This is a genomic window from Trichocoleus sp. DQ-U1, from assembly GCF_039961925.1.
Lineage (GTDB): Bacteria > Cyanobacteriota > Cyanobacteriia > Cyanobacteriales > FACHB-T130 > FACHB-T130.
Genome location: NZ_JAMPKB010000005.1, coordinates 76,666 through 95,197, shown reverse-complemented (window position 1 = coordinate 95,197; position 18,532 = coordinate 76,666). Strand labels below are relative to the sequence as shown.

Below are 18,532 nucleotides of genomic sequence, written 5' to 3'. Positions count from 1 at the left end.
ATTATAAGTCTTTCACAGATTGAATCAATATCAACAATTGGTCGAATTGGTATTGATTAACTAATGTCATTAAAGCTTTTGACAAAACATCATTTTTGGGATGCACTTCCTCAATCAGTGTAGCGATAATTTCTAAATCTCCCTCAACAAGAGCCTGATAGAAATCTTCTAACCAATTTTTAGGTAAATCAGCCAAGTCGGCAGTATTTAAGACTGGCAGTTCCAGTATTTTTTTCTCAGATGTAGCAGCCATTTCCTCATAAGTAAAAGAGACATCTAAATGCTTGTGGAGAGCATTAAAAATATCTTCTTCTCGAAAAGGTTTGCGAATAAAATCATCACAGCCAGCTTCAATAACAGATGCTTGATCTTCATTTAAGGCGCTGGCAGTCAGGGCAATAATCGCGGTACGAGAATTGGTTAATGTCTTTTGAACTGAAGGTTTCTGATTCTCTCGTTTTCTAATCTGTTTAGTGGCTTCATAGCCATCCATTATCGGCATTCGTATATCCATCCAAATTAGATGGGGTGAACTACGTTCCCAGATTTCTAATGCTTCTTTGCCATTAGAGGCTTCTAGTAATTCAAAGCCAAGAGGCTGGAGGAGTTTAAGCAGCAGTTGGCGATTAAAATCGCTATCATCTGCGATTAGTATTTGATAGCGAGGTTGCTGGGGTGCGAGTGCAATAACGCGGCGGTTTTGGAGGGGGATTGCAATCTCGCTGGTAGCAATAATATTTGCTTGAATGTTAAATTTAAACGTTGTTCCCTTTGCAAATAAAGCACTTGTATCGTCACTAAATTCCCTGATGGGGGTTCCAGGAGTGAAAACTTTGCCACCACTAATGAGGGTGATTTCACCTCCCATTAAATGGATAAATTGACGGCTAATTGTCAATCCTAAGCCAGTTCCTTCTTGTACTTGTTGACCGGCGGCTGTTTGCTCGAAAGGTTTGAATACTTTGTCAAGTTCGTCGGAAGCAATACCGGCTCCCGTATCGGAAACTTCAAAAATAATTGAGGAAAGGGGAGAGAAAGAAGGAAATTCGGAATTTGTTGTCCCTAATTTCACTTTAACTAAGACTGTTCCGGAATCGGTAAATTTAACGGCGTTACTTAGTAGGTTAATCAACACTTGACGCAACTTGACTTCATCTGTGCGGAGGTATCGGGGAACATCAATATCACAATCAAATTTTAGGTTTAAGCTCTTTTCTGTAGCTTTCAAAGAAAACATCGCTTCGACATCATTTAGCAAGCTGTAAAGATCGAAGTTATTTTCACTCAGCGTCATGCGTCCAGCTTCAATTTTGGACAGGTCAAGGACTTGGTTAATCAGTGTCAGCAGATGTTCTCCACTGCGGCGAATGATAGTGAGATTTTCTTGCTGTTCTGTTGAAAGATTGGGGGCACGACTCATGAGGTGGGAAAAGCCTAAGATGGCGTTGAGGGGGGTTCGGAGTTCGTGACTCATGTTGGCGAGAAAGATGCTTTTGGCGCGGTTAGCAGCCTCAGCAGCTTCTTTGGCTCGTTCAAGTTCAGCTTCTACTATTTTACGAGTGGTAATATCGACTCCGATTCCTAAAACGCAGATTTTATCACTTGCAGGTGGATGCAGAGGAATCTTTTGCCACTGAAACCACTTATCTTGGTTATTTGCGCCTGTCACTTTTTCTTCGGGAATAAATAAGGCTTGACCCGTTTCAATGATAGAGCGGGTTTCTTGGAGGAAATGCTCAACATCCTCTAAGAATGGATGGAAGTCTACATCCCGTTTACCCACCAGTTCTTCGACAGTCGTGTTGTAGAGCTTGGCAGCAGCTTTGTTAAGCAGCACAAAGCGTCCTTCCCAGTCTTTTACAAAAATGGTGTTGGGGTCATTATCAATTACCTTTCGCAGGAATTCTTGTTGCTGCCGAAGAGCTTCTTCAGCAATTTTGCGATCGCTAATATCTAGAAGTACCCCCCGCCAAATTATGCTGCCATCAGCTTGGGATTCCGGACGAGAGCTAGCTGCCAGCCAACGAGCGCTCCCATCTGGGTGTAGATACCGCCACTCATAATAGAAAGGCATTAAATTGTCGAGGCTGATTTTTAAAGCGGCGTTATAACCAGGGAGGTCTTCTGAGTGATATCGAGCTAATATGGCAGAGAAATTTTCCATCGCCTCGTGAGCGGAAATCCCTAAAAGTTCGCCACACCCTTCACTGATGTAGTCTAGAAAATGTCTGCCGTCAGCACAGTAAGTGTAGGTGAAAACCGCACCGGGAAGGTTATCGGCAAGGCTTCGCAAGCGAGCTTCGTTCTCCCGTAAAGCTTCTTCTATTCGTTTGCGATCGCTAATATCGATAGCATGACCGACAACTCGAAGTGCCTGTCCGTCTGCGCCTCGCACAACCACCCCATAATCCACCATGTGAGTGTAGCGATCTTCTCGGTGACGGAACCGATATTCAAGCATATACTCATTTTGATGAGCGATCGCCTGGGAAAACGTTCGCGAAACCTGCGGCAAATCCTCCGGATGGACGCGATCAACCCACCACTGACCTGTGAGTCCGGCTTCTTCGGGACGGTATCCACTCGTTTCATAGAGTCCCTGCGTCCGCAGAACAATATTCTGCTTCAGATCCCAGTCGTAAACATATCCTTTAATTGCCGATGCCGCTAGCTCAAAACGTTCGTTGCTCTCTTTGAGCGCTTGCTCTGCCCGTTTGCGCTCGGTGATGTCAATCGCCACACCTCCAACAAGGCGTTCTCCAGAGAGGTTCGCCAGCGGAAACTTGTATACCAGAAAATCCCCGATTGTGCCGTCCTTTCTGGGAGCTTGTTCGATCGCCTCTACTGACTGATTCGTTTGGATGACTTTCCGAATGTTTTCCAGATACTGTTGCGCGAATTCATCACTATAAAGCTCTGTAACAGTTTTTCCAACTACATAGCCTTCTGGGATTTGGAGTATCTGGCGGTAGGTTTTGCTAGAGAAAACAATTCGCCCATTTTCATCCGTGATCCAAGAAGCCGCCGGACTGTTATCCATGAACCCATGAAAACGGGCTTCGCTTTCTTTTAATGCCAGTTCTGCCTGTTTGCGAGCCGTAATATTCGCGAATGAAGATACCACTGCATACGGCAGAGATTCGCCAGCCCGAAATAGAGGTTGGGCGTTAATAGAAATCCAGGTTAAGCTACCATCTGGCTTGTAAACTCCCATCACTACATCAGAGCAAGGTTCGCCAGTTCGTAGCGTCACCATTGCTGGGTGTGCCTCTCCTGGGAAAGGCGAACCATCTTCACGAATGGCTCGCCAGCTGGGATCGAGGGAAGTTCGCCCCATCATTTGCTCGCGAGACAAGCCGAGAATTCTGTTAGCACTGGCATTACAGGTATGGATAACACCGTTGGCATCCTGCAAAACAATGCCTTCTGCCATCGTTGTCACGACTGAACGATAGCGTTCTTCGCTTTCCTCTAAAGCAGCCGTGAAACGCTGGCGTTCTGTGATATCCCGCACGATACAAACCACTTCATCAGCACCACTTTTGACGATGCGTGTCTCGTAGTTGTGAATGCCATCGGGTTTTTCCACCTCGTGTTCGTAGGTTTGTCGCTCTCCGGTTTCAACTGCTACCCGAAAATACTCTAGCAGGTCATTTTTAACCTGTTCGGGCAACGGTAAATCCCATAAATTTCTGCCAATTAAAGCTTCAGGCAGCATCTGAAAGGCTTCTTCGCCTGCTTTTACGTCTAAATAAGTGCCGTCTATCCGGTGCCGGAACATTGCATCGGGAATCGCGCTCAAAAGCGCCTGCATTCGTTCTTCATTCTGGTGCAAGGCTGCTTCTACCTGCTTTCGTTCGACAATCTCCTGCTCTAGCTGGGCATTGGTTTGGGCTAGTTTAGCAGTGCGCTCTTGTACTTGGCTTTCTAAAGTACGGTTGTAGTCGGCTAGCAGATGTTCTGCTTGCTTGCGCGAGGTGATGTCAACGAGCAAGCCATCCCAAATAATGTCACCATTGGCTTGCTGTTCCGGGCGAGAAGTGGCTTGCACCCATTTCAAGTGACCAGAAAGCGAGGTAATGCGACCTTCCCAGTACCAAGGCTGCAAGTCTCTAGCAGAAACTAGGATGGTTTCATTTAGCAAAAGCAGGTCATCGGGATGCACTGCATTCCAGGCAATCTGAGGATTTTGGACGATCGCTTCTGGTTCATATCCATAGATATCACGAGCGCCAGAACTCATGTAAGTAAACTCATGGCTGCCGTTTGGATGGAGGATGTACCGGAAAATTACGCCCGGTACATTTTCCGCGAGATGGCGAAACTTCGCTTCGCTTTCCCGCAGCGCGGCTTCTGCTTGTTTGCGCTCCAGGTTTGCTATGTGCTGGTCTTCCAGACTGCGATAAGCGATAAGCGCAACCGCAGAGCCAGTCATGCCGATTAGCGGGGCAACGACAGGGAGCCACCAGCTGGCTAAAAAAGCTAGGTAACTGCCACCCGTCAGAATTCCCCCGATTAAGCAAATGCTAACCCCAGAGACGATCCATCTGGCAGCAACATTTTGTTTAAAGGGGTTGAAGCGAAGTAACGTCCAACTCACTCCACCACCAATGAAACACCAGATCAAAATCCATAAGGCTTCTTTTGGTTGAGACCAAACCTGGATCAAAGGACGACCCTCTAAAGCACCACTCAAAATTTGACTGATTAAATTGGCATGAATGACGACGCCCGGTAATCGTTTGGGAGTCGCAAAGAGACTACTACTATAAGGGGTGAAGGAAAGGTCATTGAAGCTAGAGCCGATTGCGCCGATTAAGACAATGCGATCGCGTAAAAGATTGGGCGGGATGCGGTTCTCTAGAACATCCGTCATCGATACCGTGGAGAAATTTTCTAACATCCCCCGGTAGTTCAACAAAATCTGGTAGCCACCGGAATTAGCACGAACGTAACCGCCTTCATTTCCCGTAAATGGGGTAAATACAGCGTTCCCTAATCGCAATTTATTAGCACCAATGCTCTGGAGGCTAATCTTTTCTTTTTCCAGATACATTAAAGCCAGCTTTGCGCCTAAGCTCAGATGGGTTTTACCATCAGATGTTCTAATAGACAGCAACCCTCGACGGACTTTGCCATCTGCATCTAACACCAAATCCGCGAGTCCCACTTGGTTCAGACGATTTAACGCTGGGGGTGGAGCAACCGGATTTCCTACCGCTTTTTCGACACCCACTAGATTAGGCGTAGATTCAAATACTTTCACCAGTGCTTGATGACCAGGAGGGACTGGCAAATCTCGATAAATATCCAAGCCAATGGCTCTGGGTTGCTGAACTTTCAGTTTTGCGATCGCTTCAGCTAACAGAGCATCAGAAATAGGCCATCGTCCGACTTTTTCAATATCTGATTCATTGATAGTAATAATTACAATACGGGGATCGATTGGTTCGCGAGGTCGCCAGCGAAAAAATTGATCCAATATCGCCAAGTCAAATATTTGCAGTACGCCTAAAGAACTTGTAGCGATGACTGTGCAAGCCACAATCGGAGCTGTAATCAGTAGCCCGCGCCATTGCCGAACTTGGTTTTTAAGTTTTTGTACCATTAATTTATGAGCATCAAAAATAAGAGGAAGGGGAAAAGGAAAATGCTTCTTCTTTCCCTATTCCCCTTATCGATTTTGGCAATTGATTGATGCTTGAATTTGATTTGGCAGCATCCGACTCAACTCGCCTGCTTTCCGTCCTACGTATATTTACTGAACTAATTCAATCCTTTTCTGCCCTACTCTTAAATCCTCAAAACTTTAGATTTTCCCATAGCCTAGTTTAAAAGTGGCTTGGTAGCGATCGCTTGTAGCCCAATCGAGTTTAACAATTCCTGCCATGTTGAAGCCAAAGTTGCTTCACTCGGCTCTAAGCGTCTAGCTTCAGCTAAACTTGCTACGGTATCGAACCAAATCCCGTGTTTTCCATACAGAGCAGCACGCTCTAGTAGAGGTTGATTCTGAAGCTGGCTCATTACCTCGGAAGTGAGTTTAACTCGTCGAATTTCTCCTTGTACCCCAGGACTACCGGGTCTGAGTCCTTGTTCGCCAATGATGATAAAAGTCCACCGATACTTCTTGTCAATTTCTAGAGGTGGCGCATTATCTGGAAGTTTGAAACTAAGAATGCCTTCTTGACTCGAAATCGGAATTTTTGCTTGGTAATGAAAATTGTTATTTTCGTCTACTAATCCAAAAAATATTTCCTTAGCAGAAGTTGGAGGTACATAAACCAAGAATGTTGGATGCTCTGCTACTGTCAACTTGCTTGTAGCTATTGGCACCAGCGGAGTCACGCACTCGCCTGTAGCGATTACTGCTTGAGGACATTCATCACCACGAGATGCACCTCCTGCGGTGTCATCTGGTTGTCCACTTCCTGGAGGTTCAAAGGTTACGCGACCTATCGAAGTACCCGCTAGAGTTTGAGATTGGTTAACCGACTCGGATTGGGCGATCGCTTTAGTCAAAAAGCTAGGAGCAATAATCAGTCCTAGTGATAAAAAAAATGCAACTAGCGTTTGAGTGGTAAAAGATTTGTGCTGTACCATTTTCTTACCTCAAAAAAAATATTGTACTGAATTTACACCTAATTATTACTGTAATAACACGTAGATTTCTTCAGTAGAAATACTTGGTTGTTGTAAGAAGTTCCCCAGCGAACAGTAATCATGTTTATGGACTTTTAGAGTTTCTATCGAAAGTTAAGGCTAAAAATAGGCAGATAAAGGGTTCGTGAATGCGAGATTCCCGACTTGGTTAAGAAGTTCGGAATCTGAACCGCTAGCTCATAACTCCAATAGGATTGCCATCAATACGGTTCGATTAGTAGAAATATGCAATAATTTTCGCTGCCTAGGAACAAGGGTTATAGAGGCTTTTTAATCTATTGCTCTTTAAGGAATCATCTTATCCGAACCGTTTTGCGATTGCTATGTTACCTGGGGGTAACTCTCTGTTAGCCTCCTAGAAACAGAACCTCCAAAAATTGCGAAGTAAGTGGACTGAAAACTCCTACCTATTCAAAGCCAACTTCCTACTAAAATAAAAGATGACCAGTAAAAAGGATGAGCATATTTTGGCTGTTTTAGCAGAGCTATCTGTGCCTGACGAAGGGCTTTAACTTTGCTTTCTCCTTGTAAGAGTTGCTGATAAAATTCGCCCATAAGCTTAGCAGTGGATTCATCTTGCACTGACCAGAGAGTTGCTAAAGTACTGCGTGCGCCAGACCGCACGGCTACTCCTGCTAATCCTAATACCGCTCGCTTATCACCAGTTGCAGTTTGGCAAGCACTCAGAACTAATAGTTCAATCGGATTAAAAGTACTCGGCTCTCTAGAACGTAATAAATTCTCGAATTCTTTGACATTTATCCTACCATTCCACGTCAGAATAAATGTAGAATCTGAGCTAGAGCTAAACTGCCCGTGAGTAGCTAAATGAACAACCGTAAAAGAATTTTTATTCAGATAGTTTTGTAAGTTTACTTCGGTAAAATCCTCATTTATAAATACTTTGGAAGGAACTTCCGACGCGATTTGGCTGACTTCAGCTCCTACTCCTGGCAATGCTGGAAAACCTTGTCGAGCTTCGGTAATTCCGCCTGCTAAAATTTTGTTTCGCTTTTGGGCAAGTAACTGGCTTAACGACGCACTTCCCACTCGTGGTGCAACCAACTGTAAACCCGGAGCTACTACTATATTGTATTTTTCAATGAGATATTGTTTACCGTCGTACAGCGCTGCCATTGGTAAACTTCGCAACGAACCGTCTAGCACAAATACTAAAGTGGCGATATTACTTTTGGTTAATTCTGTTTCAACAGGTTGGATTAACCAGCGATAAACTTGCTGAGACAGACGCAAACGAGCTTCACTTGAAAAAAATGGATTAAGAGATTCTAATAACTGCTCCAGCGTTTCTTCAATATCATTTTTCACTAGCCTAGTCGAGTAATGGCTGAGAGGTTTTCCGGGTAAAGATAAGATTACCTCTAAACGATTTGACAAAATAATGGGGTAGATGACTGCTGCTTGAGGATCGAGTTGATCGATTTGCTGGGGTTGAACATCTAAACAAGCTTCTCGAAAAAAGTTATCTAATTCTGCTAGATGTAGCGCTTCAATGACTTCGCGAGCTTGTTTAATATTGGTTTGGCTGGGATTAAATTCTAACAGTAACTCTACTAACTCACGATAAATGGGTTCGACGTTTTCGCGAAAGGAAAGTTGAACGTCGGGATTCAGCGCGATCAAGTCGCTGCGGAGGGATTGTAAGGTATTAACAGCTTTGGTGTAAGCCGCGATCGCATTCGGAATATCGCCTTGCTGTTTGAGAAGTTTGCCGAGTTGTCCTTCCCAACGAGCCACAATACTAAAAGCATTAATTTCTTGCGCGATCGCGAGTGCTTGTCTCGTCAGATCTTCTGCTGGTTTCCATTGCTGCATTTGTTCGTACAGGTATCCGAGTTGACCCAGCGCGTAAGATTCAGCACGCGAGTCTTTAAGCATTCGAGCTTGTTCGACAGCTTTTGCTAATATCTGAGCAATCTCTTGAGAATTGACCATCTGCGATCGCTCTTCCCGATTTCCCAATTTTATGAGAGTTCTAGCCAAGTTCACTCGACTGTAAACAGCAGCGCGACTAGGTAAGATACTTTCTAATTGAGACTGGATTTGGGGTAATAATGCTTGGGCTGCGGCTGGTTGTCCAGTTTCTACTAAAAGGCTTAATCGGTTCAGTTGGACTTCTAAAACTAAAAAATTGGGAGAACTCTCTACTATCTTTCGGTAGATTTCCAGCGCTTCTCTCGGTTTTTGTAAAGCTCTAAGAGTATTTCCCAAACTAAATAAACTGGCATTAATCTCTAAGGGAAAGTTTAGCCTTTGGGCGAGTGACAAACTTTGTTCTAAAACCTGCTGGGACTGAGTTAAATCTCCGACTACTTGTAAGGTAACTCCCAGACTTCGCAATCCTGATACTTTAAGCGAGGAATCTGGCAAGTTTTGCAACTGAGTATTTAATTGTTCTAAGTTTGTTTTAGCTTGTCGGTAGAGTCCTAATGCTTGCAAAGCTTGAGCTTGGTTTATCAAACTGCCTAATTTCCCAACGTCGTCGCCTGCTGAAGCGTAAGCTTTTTCAGCTTGTTTCCATGTATCTAAAGCCGCTTCAGTTTGCCCCATTGCTAGCTGGAGACTTCCTTGAGTATTCAAAACTTGGGCAAGAGCGGCTGCATCGGGTTGGGTTTGCAATAAATTGAGACTTTGAGCGATCGCGTTTTTCGCTTGCTCCCATTGACCCAATTCTTGATAAGCGTTCGATAGATAGCTTAAAACGAGGGCAGCGTGGAGGCGATTGCCCTGCGCCTCAAGGTTTTCGAGCGCTTGTTGCCAGAATGCGATCGCTTCATCAAATCGTCCTGCTTCATACAGGGTTCTGCCTTGTTCTAGTACAAAGGCATCATTCTGTTTAGATTCTGAAGGAGCATCAGAATCCGGAATATTTTTAACAATTGATACCAATTGTGAATCAAAATAAGAAAATTTAAGATTAGTCTGCGCTAGTGCCGGTAAAAATGCTATCACCAAAAAAAGTGTCAACAAGCTTAGCAAAATCCGATAATGAATACTTTTTATAAGCCACCTTATTTTTAGCATAAAAGTTTTTGCAAAATTAAAGGGTTATTCATATTTCTCTGTTTTTATCTGCGGTTCAAAAGATAAAAATTCTTTTGCAATAATTCTCTAGCAATCTAAAGTTAGTTTTAAAATTTAATAAACCGCAAAGGACACTAAAGAAAAGAGACGGAAGATTCCATGAATAATTGAAGATTGTTATATTACTTAGAAACACTGCAACTAGCAATTTCATCCCAGGAACTTTGAGCCACACCATTGATAGATTTGGAAACCAACTCTACCTCACCATTAGAATTTTTTACCCATCCAGTTGCCTCCACCATTGGAGTACGTGCAGAGGCAGTCTTGGAAACGGGGACAGGTAAGGAGGTATTACCCCTAGGGAGGCGCAAATCCCGCCATACTGTACTTCCTAACAAAGTTTCATTGGGATCTGCTGGCAAACCGCCGCGTCCAGTGACAACAAAACTATTCCCCCTAGAAGCCAAACAACCTTGGGAAATTTGTTTGCTAATGTCAGTAAAATTTTCTGGTAGTGCAACTAAGCCAGAAGAAGGGTTCACATCAGCAGTATTAATTTGGACAATCCCACTGAACTGAGTTCCTCGACTAGAAGTGGCGGTGATATCGCTATTTGAAGTTTTAAAGATGCCGCTAGCATTGATTCTTACTTGACCCCCAAAGCTTTGTTGAGCATTGGCAGTAATATCGCTATTTTCTAACGCGACTAACGTTTTTGTATTAATAATGATGTTGCCACCATTGGTACTGATATCATTATTTGCAATTGTCTGACCCGTATCAAACAGGATGATGTTACTGGCATCAGTCGTAATTAGGCTGTTGCGCCACAATCGCAAATCTTGAGATTCAATCGTAATATTTCCCTGTTCCGCCTGTCGCTGAGTCGCTCTAATAATCGAGTTATTATCTAGCTCAACTATGGCAGCGCGAATATTAATATTACCAGCATTGCCTTTCCCAAAATTAGCAACATTAATTGTTGCCCGCTCCCGAAAGCTCAATCTGTTAGCAATTACTGTTACGTTGCCAGAATTTCCCGTCAACGGCGGTGGAGAACTCGCAATATTGCTTAAGCTAGTCCTAGCATAAAAACCGCTACCAATTCCCCCAGTTGCAGAAGTTCCTCGTATTTGTACGTCATTGGCTCGAACTGTTATGTTGCCACTTTGACCTGCGCCAAAGGTAGACACAGAGATCACCGCTCCATTTTCAAGAGATAGTTGTTTAGCATCAATAATCACATCACCGCCAACTCCAGTTGAGGCAAAAGTAGGATTAGAAAAAATACCCGTCAGACGCGATCCATTTGCTGAAAGACCGCCCAAGAGAACATTCCTCGCTTGCACTCGTAAGGTACCAGAATTCCCTGAAGCGTTAGTCCCCATACCAATGGATGCTCCATCTCTTAGTAGCAACCGATCTGTTGTAATTGTTAAATTGCCGCCTTTTCCCTCACCATTCGTCTGAACAAAAAAGCCGCTACCGATTCTGCCATCGGCTGTTCTACCAATCAGTTCTACAGTATCCAAAACATTGATGGTGGCGCTTCTCCCCGGTTGAGATCCTTCTGTGAGGGATACGATGAGCGAACCTTGTTCTAGTTTCAGATTTCGGCTTTGTATCTGAAACGAACCTCCCTGTGCGCCGCTGCTATCCACTGAAGCAGCACCCGATAAATTAATACTTCTTAATTCTGCAAGTTGTTGTTCATTGTTGAAGTTGATTTGTTCGCTGCTGACTTGCATTGGCAATGAGCCACGAGTAACTGACCAAAGCTCAATTGCTCCCGACTCAGCTTTTAAATTACCGCCCTCTAAGGCGATTTCTCCCCCGACTAAAGCTAAAGTTTTCCCAGGTTGCACCGCTAGACCCTCGGTTTTCGTATTCGGCTCTAGTCCGCCTGTTTGTCCGAACCTGAAATTGTGTCCCGATCCTTGAACGCGAATAACTCCTGCGTTTGAATCGTTAAATTGTAAGCCTATCGGAACATTTATCATTAGCAATGGGGGGGCGCTAGGCTTGGTAGCGCTAAACTCAGTTCCATTGCTAAATTGAATGCTGTTAGCAGTCGAGGCGAGAAAGGAACCACCTATATTGAGTTTGGCATTTGAGCCAAAAGTAATGCCGTTGGGATTGATAAAAAACAAATTAGCTGTGCCGTTCGCTCGAATCAATCCATCAATATGAGAAAGATTGCTACCTGTAATGCGACTGAAGATGTTTTGAGTGTCTAGGGCATTGTTGAAGAAAGCTTCAGTATTTATAGGAATAGAAAATTCTGTAAAGCTATGAAATAGATTGCCGCCTACTTGCGTGCCACCCTCAATTCGGATGGCGTTCCCTTCTGGGATAGTAATAGTATTATTTGGCAGCGTAGCATCCGGAATAATTTGTGCTAAGGTGCAGCTAGAATTATTTAACCATAAAAGGAAAATCGTACCAGTCACCCAGAGAAAATGACCAGGCTGGCTCACAGTTTTTAAACTCAAAGGTAGCGCTTGCCTACAGTATACGCGATCTACAACTTGCCCTAGGGAAAATACACCCTAAACTTCTAGGGAAAGGTAGATTGTAATACAAAATGTGGGATGGATAGCTCCTATAAAATAGTTTATCATTACCGTGTTTTCCTGAATAGATGACCTATTAAAAAAAGGGATTTGCGCTCAAAGAGTACAACAACGGGAATTTAGATGGAGAGGTTTAAGTTGTGTTAGTCAAAAGATAAATAGACGGATTAGAGAGAATGTTGGCAATTTGGTTCTGGCTAAAACCGAATTGGCTGAAGCTATGAAAGAGATTCGTCTTTTCGCCTGAAAGAGTTCCGCTAGTGATGTCGAAGTGAACCGGAAATCGTCTTTTAAGACATCGCCCTTCTGTATAATATGGATGCCAGTGCCATCGGTCGCAGAGACAATCGACTGTGCCTGTGCCGCTGCGCTGAATGCAAAAGCATTCCCATGCAAAAGCTAGAACAAGGGAAGAAAGAAAACCGAAAACAATTGTGCTAAGTTTTAGTTCCTTGTTGGCTTTGTTCGGAGTTTCAATAGATAGCTAATTTGATGCGTGGATGATTTTGTATACTTTAAAAGGAGGGAGAATTGATTCATCTAAAATGATTTTTTCAACAAAAACCTTAGGATTAATTAGAAAATTAGTCATCCTAATGTCACATTAATGTTAGCAAAGATTTACTTTCCCAACATTCAAATTTACCATGAAAGCTAATCTGAAAGAATTTTTAGAATCCTGCGAAAATTTAGGAACACTGCGTCTGATTGTGACCAGCAGTGCTGCTGTTTTGGAAGTACGCAGTCCGCTGAAAAAGGTGTTTTATGCAGAATTACCTAAAGGTAAGTACGCTAATATGCACGCCGACATATTCGAGTTTCATCTGAATATGGATGCTATCAAGCAGGTAAAATTTGAGACAGGCGAATCAAAACGCGGTAACTTTACTACCTATGCTATTCGCTTTTTGGATGAAAAAAATGAACCCGCCTTGAGCGCATTTCTCCAGTGGGGAAAACCAGGAGAATACGAACCAGGACAAGTAGAAGCATGGCAGTCTCTTCAGGAGAAATATGGAGAAGTTTGGGAACCAGTACCCGTTGATTCGGTGTAGTCGAAATGTTTGAAAACTCGGTAAATTGAGGATCTTTCTGTGTTTAAGAGCTATCTAAACCTACAAACAAACCCTCGCTTACCTTGATGCGACGAGTCTTTTGGGGTTGTTTCCTAATTTTGGGGTTGCTGCTGTGGGGAGGGGAAGCGCAGGCGGGGGGTTTGGCTGACCGTTTGGCGCAGTTTCCTCACTGGGACAGCAAACCACCCGTCAGCGCCGCGAAGGGCGACTTAGTTTATCCTGACTGGATGGAAGGTACTTGGAACGTTACCAGTACGTTAGTGGATTTAGTGGCACCCTTAGCGCCAGAAATTGTGACGCCTGGGTTTGAAAGCAATCGTCGCCAGCTGAATCAGCCCGTTAGTTTCCCCGTGCGATTCAAAAATCAAGACGCGATAACTGTCTCAACAAAAGGCAAAAATCAGCCGGTAGTGGCAGATCGGGCGTTTAACGGGTTGAGTATCGGGAAGGCATATTTAGGCGATCGCGCGATCTTATCGGTCAAAGTCGATCCCAATTCTCCCAATCGTCAGGTGACTTTACTGCGAGGCGATCGCCAGCTAGTCTCAATTGTCACGAGTCGAGGCACCGAAACACTCGCCCCAGATCGATTTATTGCCACAGAAGTGTCTCAGCAAGTCTTTCGCGGCACGCCTCAGCCGTATTTCAATATTGTAGAAACCACAACTGCTTATCAATGGATTCACTCATCCATTGAAGCCGATCAAGTAACAGCAATTTACCTCTCGCCTCAAGATCCAGACTATTTCAAAGCTGTCGATCGACCCGTTGCACTTTATCGCTATCAACTACAACTTTTGCCAGTTGAATAGCTAAACGCGATAAATGGCGTCTCTACGTGACTTCAGATCGGGGTGCATGGGTAGACGGCTCCACAAGCAAGCTAGACAATTGCTTGCCTAATCTAGCCCTACTTCTTTGCTTTCGAGAAGTCCGCACCTTATATAAAGTAAAAAACCGTGGGAGTTGGAGTTCCACGGCTTCTGAAGGAGTCTTATCTTAAAACAATCTTATTCGGCAGCAACTTATAGAAAAGGGCTGGTAACAGTTTTTGTAACCGAATTTCCTTAGCGGGTAGCAATCGCGGCTATATAGACAAAACCCAGATGGTGCGCGGGTTTTAATTTCATCAGTCCGCGACGGGGGACTGATTTTATATAACCGCGATTTTTAATTGCCAAGGCAAGGTGTCCCCAGAATTTACATCCGTTCCACATAGCGCTTCAACTCCCGCGCCATCCGCTTGATGCCTTGCTGCTCATCATCCCGAATGAAGGGCATAAATACACGAGTCAGCACCCCTGAGAACGTGTTGCGGTGGAAGTATTTAGTCCGTCCAATACCAATCTCTTGCAACTCAAAGACATACTCATTCTTAAAGCCAGGAATCGAGGAAACCCAAGCGAGGCATAGTCCAGACTGCACTCTAGTAATCAACGGCTGAAACTCTGTTTCCTCCTCACCCGGTACGCGCCGCACAGAGAGTAAAACTTCTTCCCCCTGCTTAAATGGCACCGTTGGGTCGAGGTCAAATAAAAAAGTGTTCCACTTGTACCACTTTTCTTTTTTCAACAGAACCTGCCAAACTTCCTGCTTAGGAGCATTAATTTCAATTTCGGTATAGAGACTCGCCATTATCGCGGCAGCTAATCCGGTAGTGTAACTGGGTACAATTGGAAACTTGCAGCTCCTTTAGGCTAGGAGCGAACAATTTTGGATTTTGGAGGAAAGGATTTTAGATTCCCAATCCAAAATCTATCATCTTAAATCTAAAATCCTTAGTCAGCATGGTCAACCTAACACCCAACTCTAGCTTCAGTTTAACGATTCGCCTCCAGATTCCCAATCGCACTGGGATGTTAGCAAGCATCACCACCGCGATCGCTAGTGTCGGCGGTAACATCGGTCAAATTAGTTTAATCGAGCGGACTCGCAATATCGTGGTGCGAGAAATCACCGTCGATGCTGCCAGCACGGAACACACCGAACAAATTGTGCAAGCCGTGAAAGGATTGCCAGATGTCAAGGTAATCGATGTCTACGATTGCACCTTTAACTTGCACCGCGGCGGCAAAATCGCGATGCAGAGTAAGATTCCGCTGAAAAGTCAAGCCGATTTAGCAATGGCTTACACTCCCGGCGTCGGTCGCATCTGTATGGCGATCGCATCTGACCCGGAACAGGTTCACACTCTCACGATTAAACAAAACACGGTTGCGATTGTTACCGATGGTAGCGCCGTACTGGGATTGGGCAACTTGGGCGCAGCCGCATCGTTGCCGGTAATGGAAGGCAAAGCGATGTTGTTTAAAGAATTTGCCGGGATTGATGCCTTTCCGATTTGCCTGGATACCCAAGACACGGATGAAATTATCCGCACGGTAAAAAATCTTGCCCCAGTCTTCGGCGGCGTTAACCTGGAAGATATTGCTGCCCCTCGTTGTTTCGAGATTGAAGCGCGACTGCGGCAGGAACTCGATATTCCGGTGTTTCACGACGATCAACATGGCACCGCAATTGTTAGCCTTGCCGCATTGATTAACGCCCTCAAGTTAGTGAAAAAATCCTTAGCGGATGTCCGAATTGTGATTAATGGGGCGGGTGCTGCTGGGGTAGCGATCGCTCGTTTGCTCAAGAAAGCGGGCGCACAATCCATCTGGATGTGCGATTCCAAAGGCATTCTCTCCAGCCAACGTACCGACCTCACCCCGGAAAAGCAAGAATTTGCTGTCGAAGCCAGCGGTAACTTGGCAGATGCGATGCAGGGATCGGATGTCTTTTTAGGCGTCAGTGCGCCTGGAGTTGTAACGCCGGAAATGGTGCGTTCGATGGCAAAAGATCCGATTGTCTTTGCAATGGCGAATCCTATTCCTGAAATTCAGCCGGAATTAGTCACAGAAGATGTCGCGGTCATGGCAACCGGACGCAGCGACTACCCGAATCAAATTAACAACGTCCTCGCCTTCCCTGGCGTTTTTCGCGGGGCGCTCGATTGTCGTGCACAGACCATTACCACCACGATGTATCTAGAAGCCGCTTACGCGATCGCTTCTTTAGTCAAACCCTCCGACCTCGACCGGGAAAACATCATTCCCTCTGTGTTCGACCCGCGCGTTGTCAATGCCGTCGCTGGTGCCGTGCAAGCCGCCGCCCGTCAAGAGGGCATCGCCCGCCATTAAGCGAGAAAAGCAGCTGGTTCCAGGCGCAATCTATCGCGTCTGGAACTGGAAAGCGGGGAAGCGACCAACAATCGACTCCCCATTTTCATCTTTGAAATAGTTTGCTCTACAGATAGAGTTTCAATTTTCTAGATATTGGAAGAATAAGGGGGAATACTGCGTTCTTGCTAGGGAATAATGAGCTTTAGTTTCTTTGACCTCTTCTGGGTATTTCTGGCTGTCAGCTCGATCTTGCCCGCCTTCCAACAACGCCGCTTGGCTTTTCAGCGAGTGCAAGCCTTGCGGAATTTCGAGCGATCGCGCAATAGTCGAGTGATTTTGCTAATTCACCGGCAAGAATCGATTAGTTTCTTAGGAATTCCCATCTCGCGCTACATTAGCATTGAAGATTCAGAACAGGTGCTACGGGCAATTCGCCTCACACCTCCCGAAGTTCCCATCGATCTAATCTTGCATACCCCAGGTGGTTTGGTGCTAGCAACCGAGCAGATTGCTCGAGCGTTAATTCGCCACCCTTCCAAAGTCACCGTGTTTGTACCCCACTACGCCATGAGTGGCGGCACCATGTTAGCTTTAGCATCTGATGAAATCGTCATGGATGCCAACGCTGTCTTAGGTCCAGTCGATCCCCAGTTGGGAAATATGGCAGCGGCGAGTGTCCTCAAAGTCATCGAACAGAAGCCAATTAGCGAAATCGACGACAACACGATCATCATGGCAGACCTCTCGCGCAAAGCGATGGATCAGGTGCAGCGCTTTGTCCGAACCCTCTTGAAAGACAATATTCCCCAACCGAAAATTGCTCCCGAAAACATCGAACGGATTGTGGACGCTATCACTACAGGGCGCGTCACCCATGACTATCCGATTACAGTCGAGGAAGCTACAGAACTCGGTATGCCGATCACGGTAGGGCTGCCGATGTCAATCTATAACTTGATGGATTTCTATCCGCAGCCCCAAGGAGGACGTCCAAGTGTGCAGTACATTCCCATGCCCTACGAACGTCCCCCAATTTTACCCCCAGAGCCAAAGGGCAGACCGATCCCAGAGAATGCAAAGTCTTAAGCTGCCCTGAGATTGAATTTTCCCAGAAGTTGAGTCTGGATAATTGTCAGTAGTGAGCAGTCATTAACCGTTTAAATAATGACTGCTCACTAGCGATCCATTATCTATTCCCAACTCAGCGCGATCGCTATGCGATTTAGACCCACAGCACCTTAAAGATTTATCAGCTTGAAGGCGATGGACTTGGGCTGGGAGCCGGGGATGGACTCGGACTCGGCGTTGGTCTTGGCGATGGGCTAGGACTCGGAGCCGGTCTTGGGGATGGCGATGGACTCGGACTCGGCGTTGGGGTGGCGCGGGGCGTTGGCGCGGGACTCGGTGATGGCGATGGCGCTAGTGTTGGTTCTGGCGCTGATTGGGGTGTTGGTGTTGTCGCTGGCGCTGGCGATTGCTGTTCAAATCCGAGGATTCTTCTTGCTTCTTGGTCGAGTCTCTGACGAACTGGTAACGTAGCAATGCCAGTTACCGGCAAATTAAATTGTCTCTGAAACTGCCTGATAGCATCTTCAGTGCGCGGACCATAAAACTGGTTACGGGGAAGGGGCGGATTTGGCTTAACGACAAGATTCAAGTTTGCCTGAAGAATTCTAACGATATTTGCGGCATAATCCTGTGTCTTCGGCCCCGCTGTAGCATCAACAGGTGTTAGCTTATATCCCTGCTGAAACTCGCGGATAGCCCTTATCGTGGCTTCATCCGTCAGAGTATCTCCAATCGTGACGTTATACCCAAAGCCGCGCAACAAGGAACGAAATTCCCTTGGCGTGTAATCGCGGCTGCGTTCGGCTATAGCTACTTGATAACTAACTAAGCTGGCGGTTATGGTTATCACCGCAGCTAAAGGCATTCCAAACCTATTCCACATAGCTCAATCTCCTCACTCACTCACTGATTAAGCGCGATAGCGATTTGAACAGTTACAGTTTAA

General features: G+C 45.4%; 10 protein-coding genes. 4 read left to right on the top strand and 6 right to left on the bottom strand.

The window, feature by feature from the left end; genetic code table 11:
* Position 1: 1 nt before the first annotated feature.
* The 4 genes from NDI34_RS03635 to NDI34_RS03620 form a co-directional block, all read right to left on the bottom strand.
* Positions 2-5,608 (bottom strand): PAS domain S-box protein, encoded by a 5,607-nt coding sequence (locus NDI34_RS03635; RefSeq protein ID WP_348231878.1) that lies wholly within the window; start codon positions 5,606-5,608, stop codon positions 2-4.
* Positions 5,609-5,826: 218 nt separating this feature from the next.
* Positions 5,827-6,600, bottom strand: coding sequence for a DUF928 domain-containing protein (locus NDI34_RS03630; protein ID WP_190413370.1), 774 nt, complete (start codon positions 6,598-6,600; stop codon positions 5,827-5,829).
* A 471-nt stretch (positions 6,601-7,071) separates the two neighbouring features.
* Complete coding sequence (locus NDI34_RS03625) at positions 7,072-9,570, bottom strand: CHAT domain-containing protein (protein ID WP_348231877.1); 2,499 nt, start codon at positions 9,568-9,570, stop codon at positions 7,072-7,074.
* A gap of 317 nt (positions 9,571-9,887) precedes the next feature.
* Positions 9,888-12,185, bottom strand: coding sequence for a filamentous hemagglutinin N-terminal domain-containing protein (locus NDI34_RS03620; protein ID WP_348231875.1), 2,298 nt, complete (start codon positions 12,183-12,185; stop codon positions 9,888-9,890).
* A gap of 743 nt (positions 12,186-12,928) precedes the next feature.
* Between NDI34_RS03620 and NDI34_RS03615 the strand changes: the two genes are divergently transcribed.
* Complete coding sequence (locus NDI34_RS03615; protein WP_190984526.1) at positions 12,929-13,336, top strand: ChuX/HutX family heme-like substrate-binding protein; 408 nt, start codon at positions 12,929-12,931, stop codon at positions 13,334-13,336.
* An 86-nt stretch (positions 13,337-13,422) separates the two neighbouring features.
* The gene (locus NDI34_RS03610; protein WP_348231874.1) at positions 13,423-14,169 is read left to right on the top strand and encodes a DUF6816 family protein; all 747 of its coding nucleotides are present in this window, start codon (positions 13,423-13,425) and stop codon (positions 14,167-14,169) included.
* Between the two features lie 388 nt (positions 14,170-14,557).
* On the opposite strand, the gene NDI34_RS03605 is transcribed toward NDI34_RS03610, so the two are convergent.
* Positions 14,558-14,992: an SRPBCC domain-containing protein gene (locus tag NDI34_RS03605; protein WP_190413358.1), complete on the bottom strand. Its 435-nt coding sequence runs from the start codon at positions 14,990-14,992 to the stop codon at positions 14,558-14,560.
* Positions 14,993-15,144: 152 nt separating this feature from the next.
* Between NDI34_RS03605 and NDI34_RS03600 the strand changes: the two genes are divergently transcribed.
* Positions 15,145-16,536 (top strand): malic enzyme-like NAD(P)-binding protein, encoded by a 1,392-nt coding sequence (locus NDI34_RS03600; protein ID WP_348231873.1) that lies wholly within the window; start codon positions 15,145-15,147, stop codon positions 16,534-16,536.
* Positions 16,537-16,713: 177 nt separating this feature from the next.
* Positions 16,714-17,604 carry a hypothetical protein gene (locus tag NDI34_RS03595; protein WP_348231872.1) on the top strand — a complete coding sequence of 297 codons (891 nt, stop codon included), beginning with the start codon at positions 16,714-16,716 and terminating at the stop codon, positions 17,602-17,604.
* Between the two features lie 163 nt (positions 17,605-17,767).
* Here the strand turns inward: NDI34_RS03595 and NDI34_RS03590 are convergent, their stop codons facing one another.
* A complete protein-coding gene (locus tag NDI34_RS03590) occupies positions 17,768-18,469 on the bottom strand; it encodes a peptidoglycan-binding domain-containing protein (RefSeq protein WP_348231871.1) in 702 nt (233 codons plus the stop codon).
* Positions 18,470-18,532: the final 63 nt, after the last annotated feature.

Excerpts from the sequence above, each read along its gene's own strand:
- NDI34_RS03635 (WP_348231878.1), bottom strand. The coding sequence starts at position 5,608 with ATGGTACAAAAACTTAAAAACCAAGTTCGGCAATGGCGCGGGCTACTG.
- NDI34_RS03630 (WP_190413370.1), bottom strand. The coding sequence starts at position 6,600 with ATGGTACAGCACAAATCTTTTACCACTCAAACGCTAGTTGCATTTTTT.
- NDI34_RS03615 (WP_190984526.1), top strand. The coding sequence starts at position 12,929 with ATGAAAGCTAATCTGAAAGAATTTTTAGAATCCTGCGAAAATTTAGGA.
- NDI34_RS03610 (WP_348231874.1), top strand. The coding sequence starts at position 13,423 with ATGCGACGAGTCTTTTGGGGTTGTTTCCTAATTTTGGGGTTGCTGCTG.
- NDI34_RS03605 (WP_190413358.1), bottom strand. The coding sequence starts at position 14,992 with ATGGCGAGTCTCTATACCGAAATTGAAATTAATGCTCCTAAGCAGGAA.
- NDI34_RS03600 (WP_348231873.1), top strand. The coding sequence starts at position 15,145 with ATGGTCAACCTAACACCCAACTCTAGCTTCAGTTTAACGATTCGCCTC.
- NDI34_RS03595 (WP_348231872.1), top strand. The coding sequence starts at position 16,714 with ATGAGCTTTAGTTTCTTTGACCTCTTCTGGGTATTTCTGGCTGTCAGC.
- NDI34_RS03590 (WP_348231871.1), bottom strand. The coding sequence starts at position 18,469 with ATGTGGAATAGGTTTGGAATGCCTTTAGCTGCGGTGATAACCATAACC.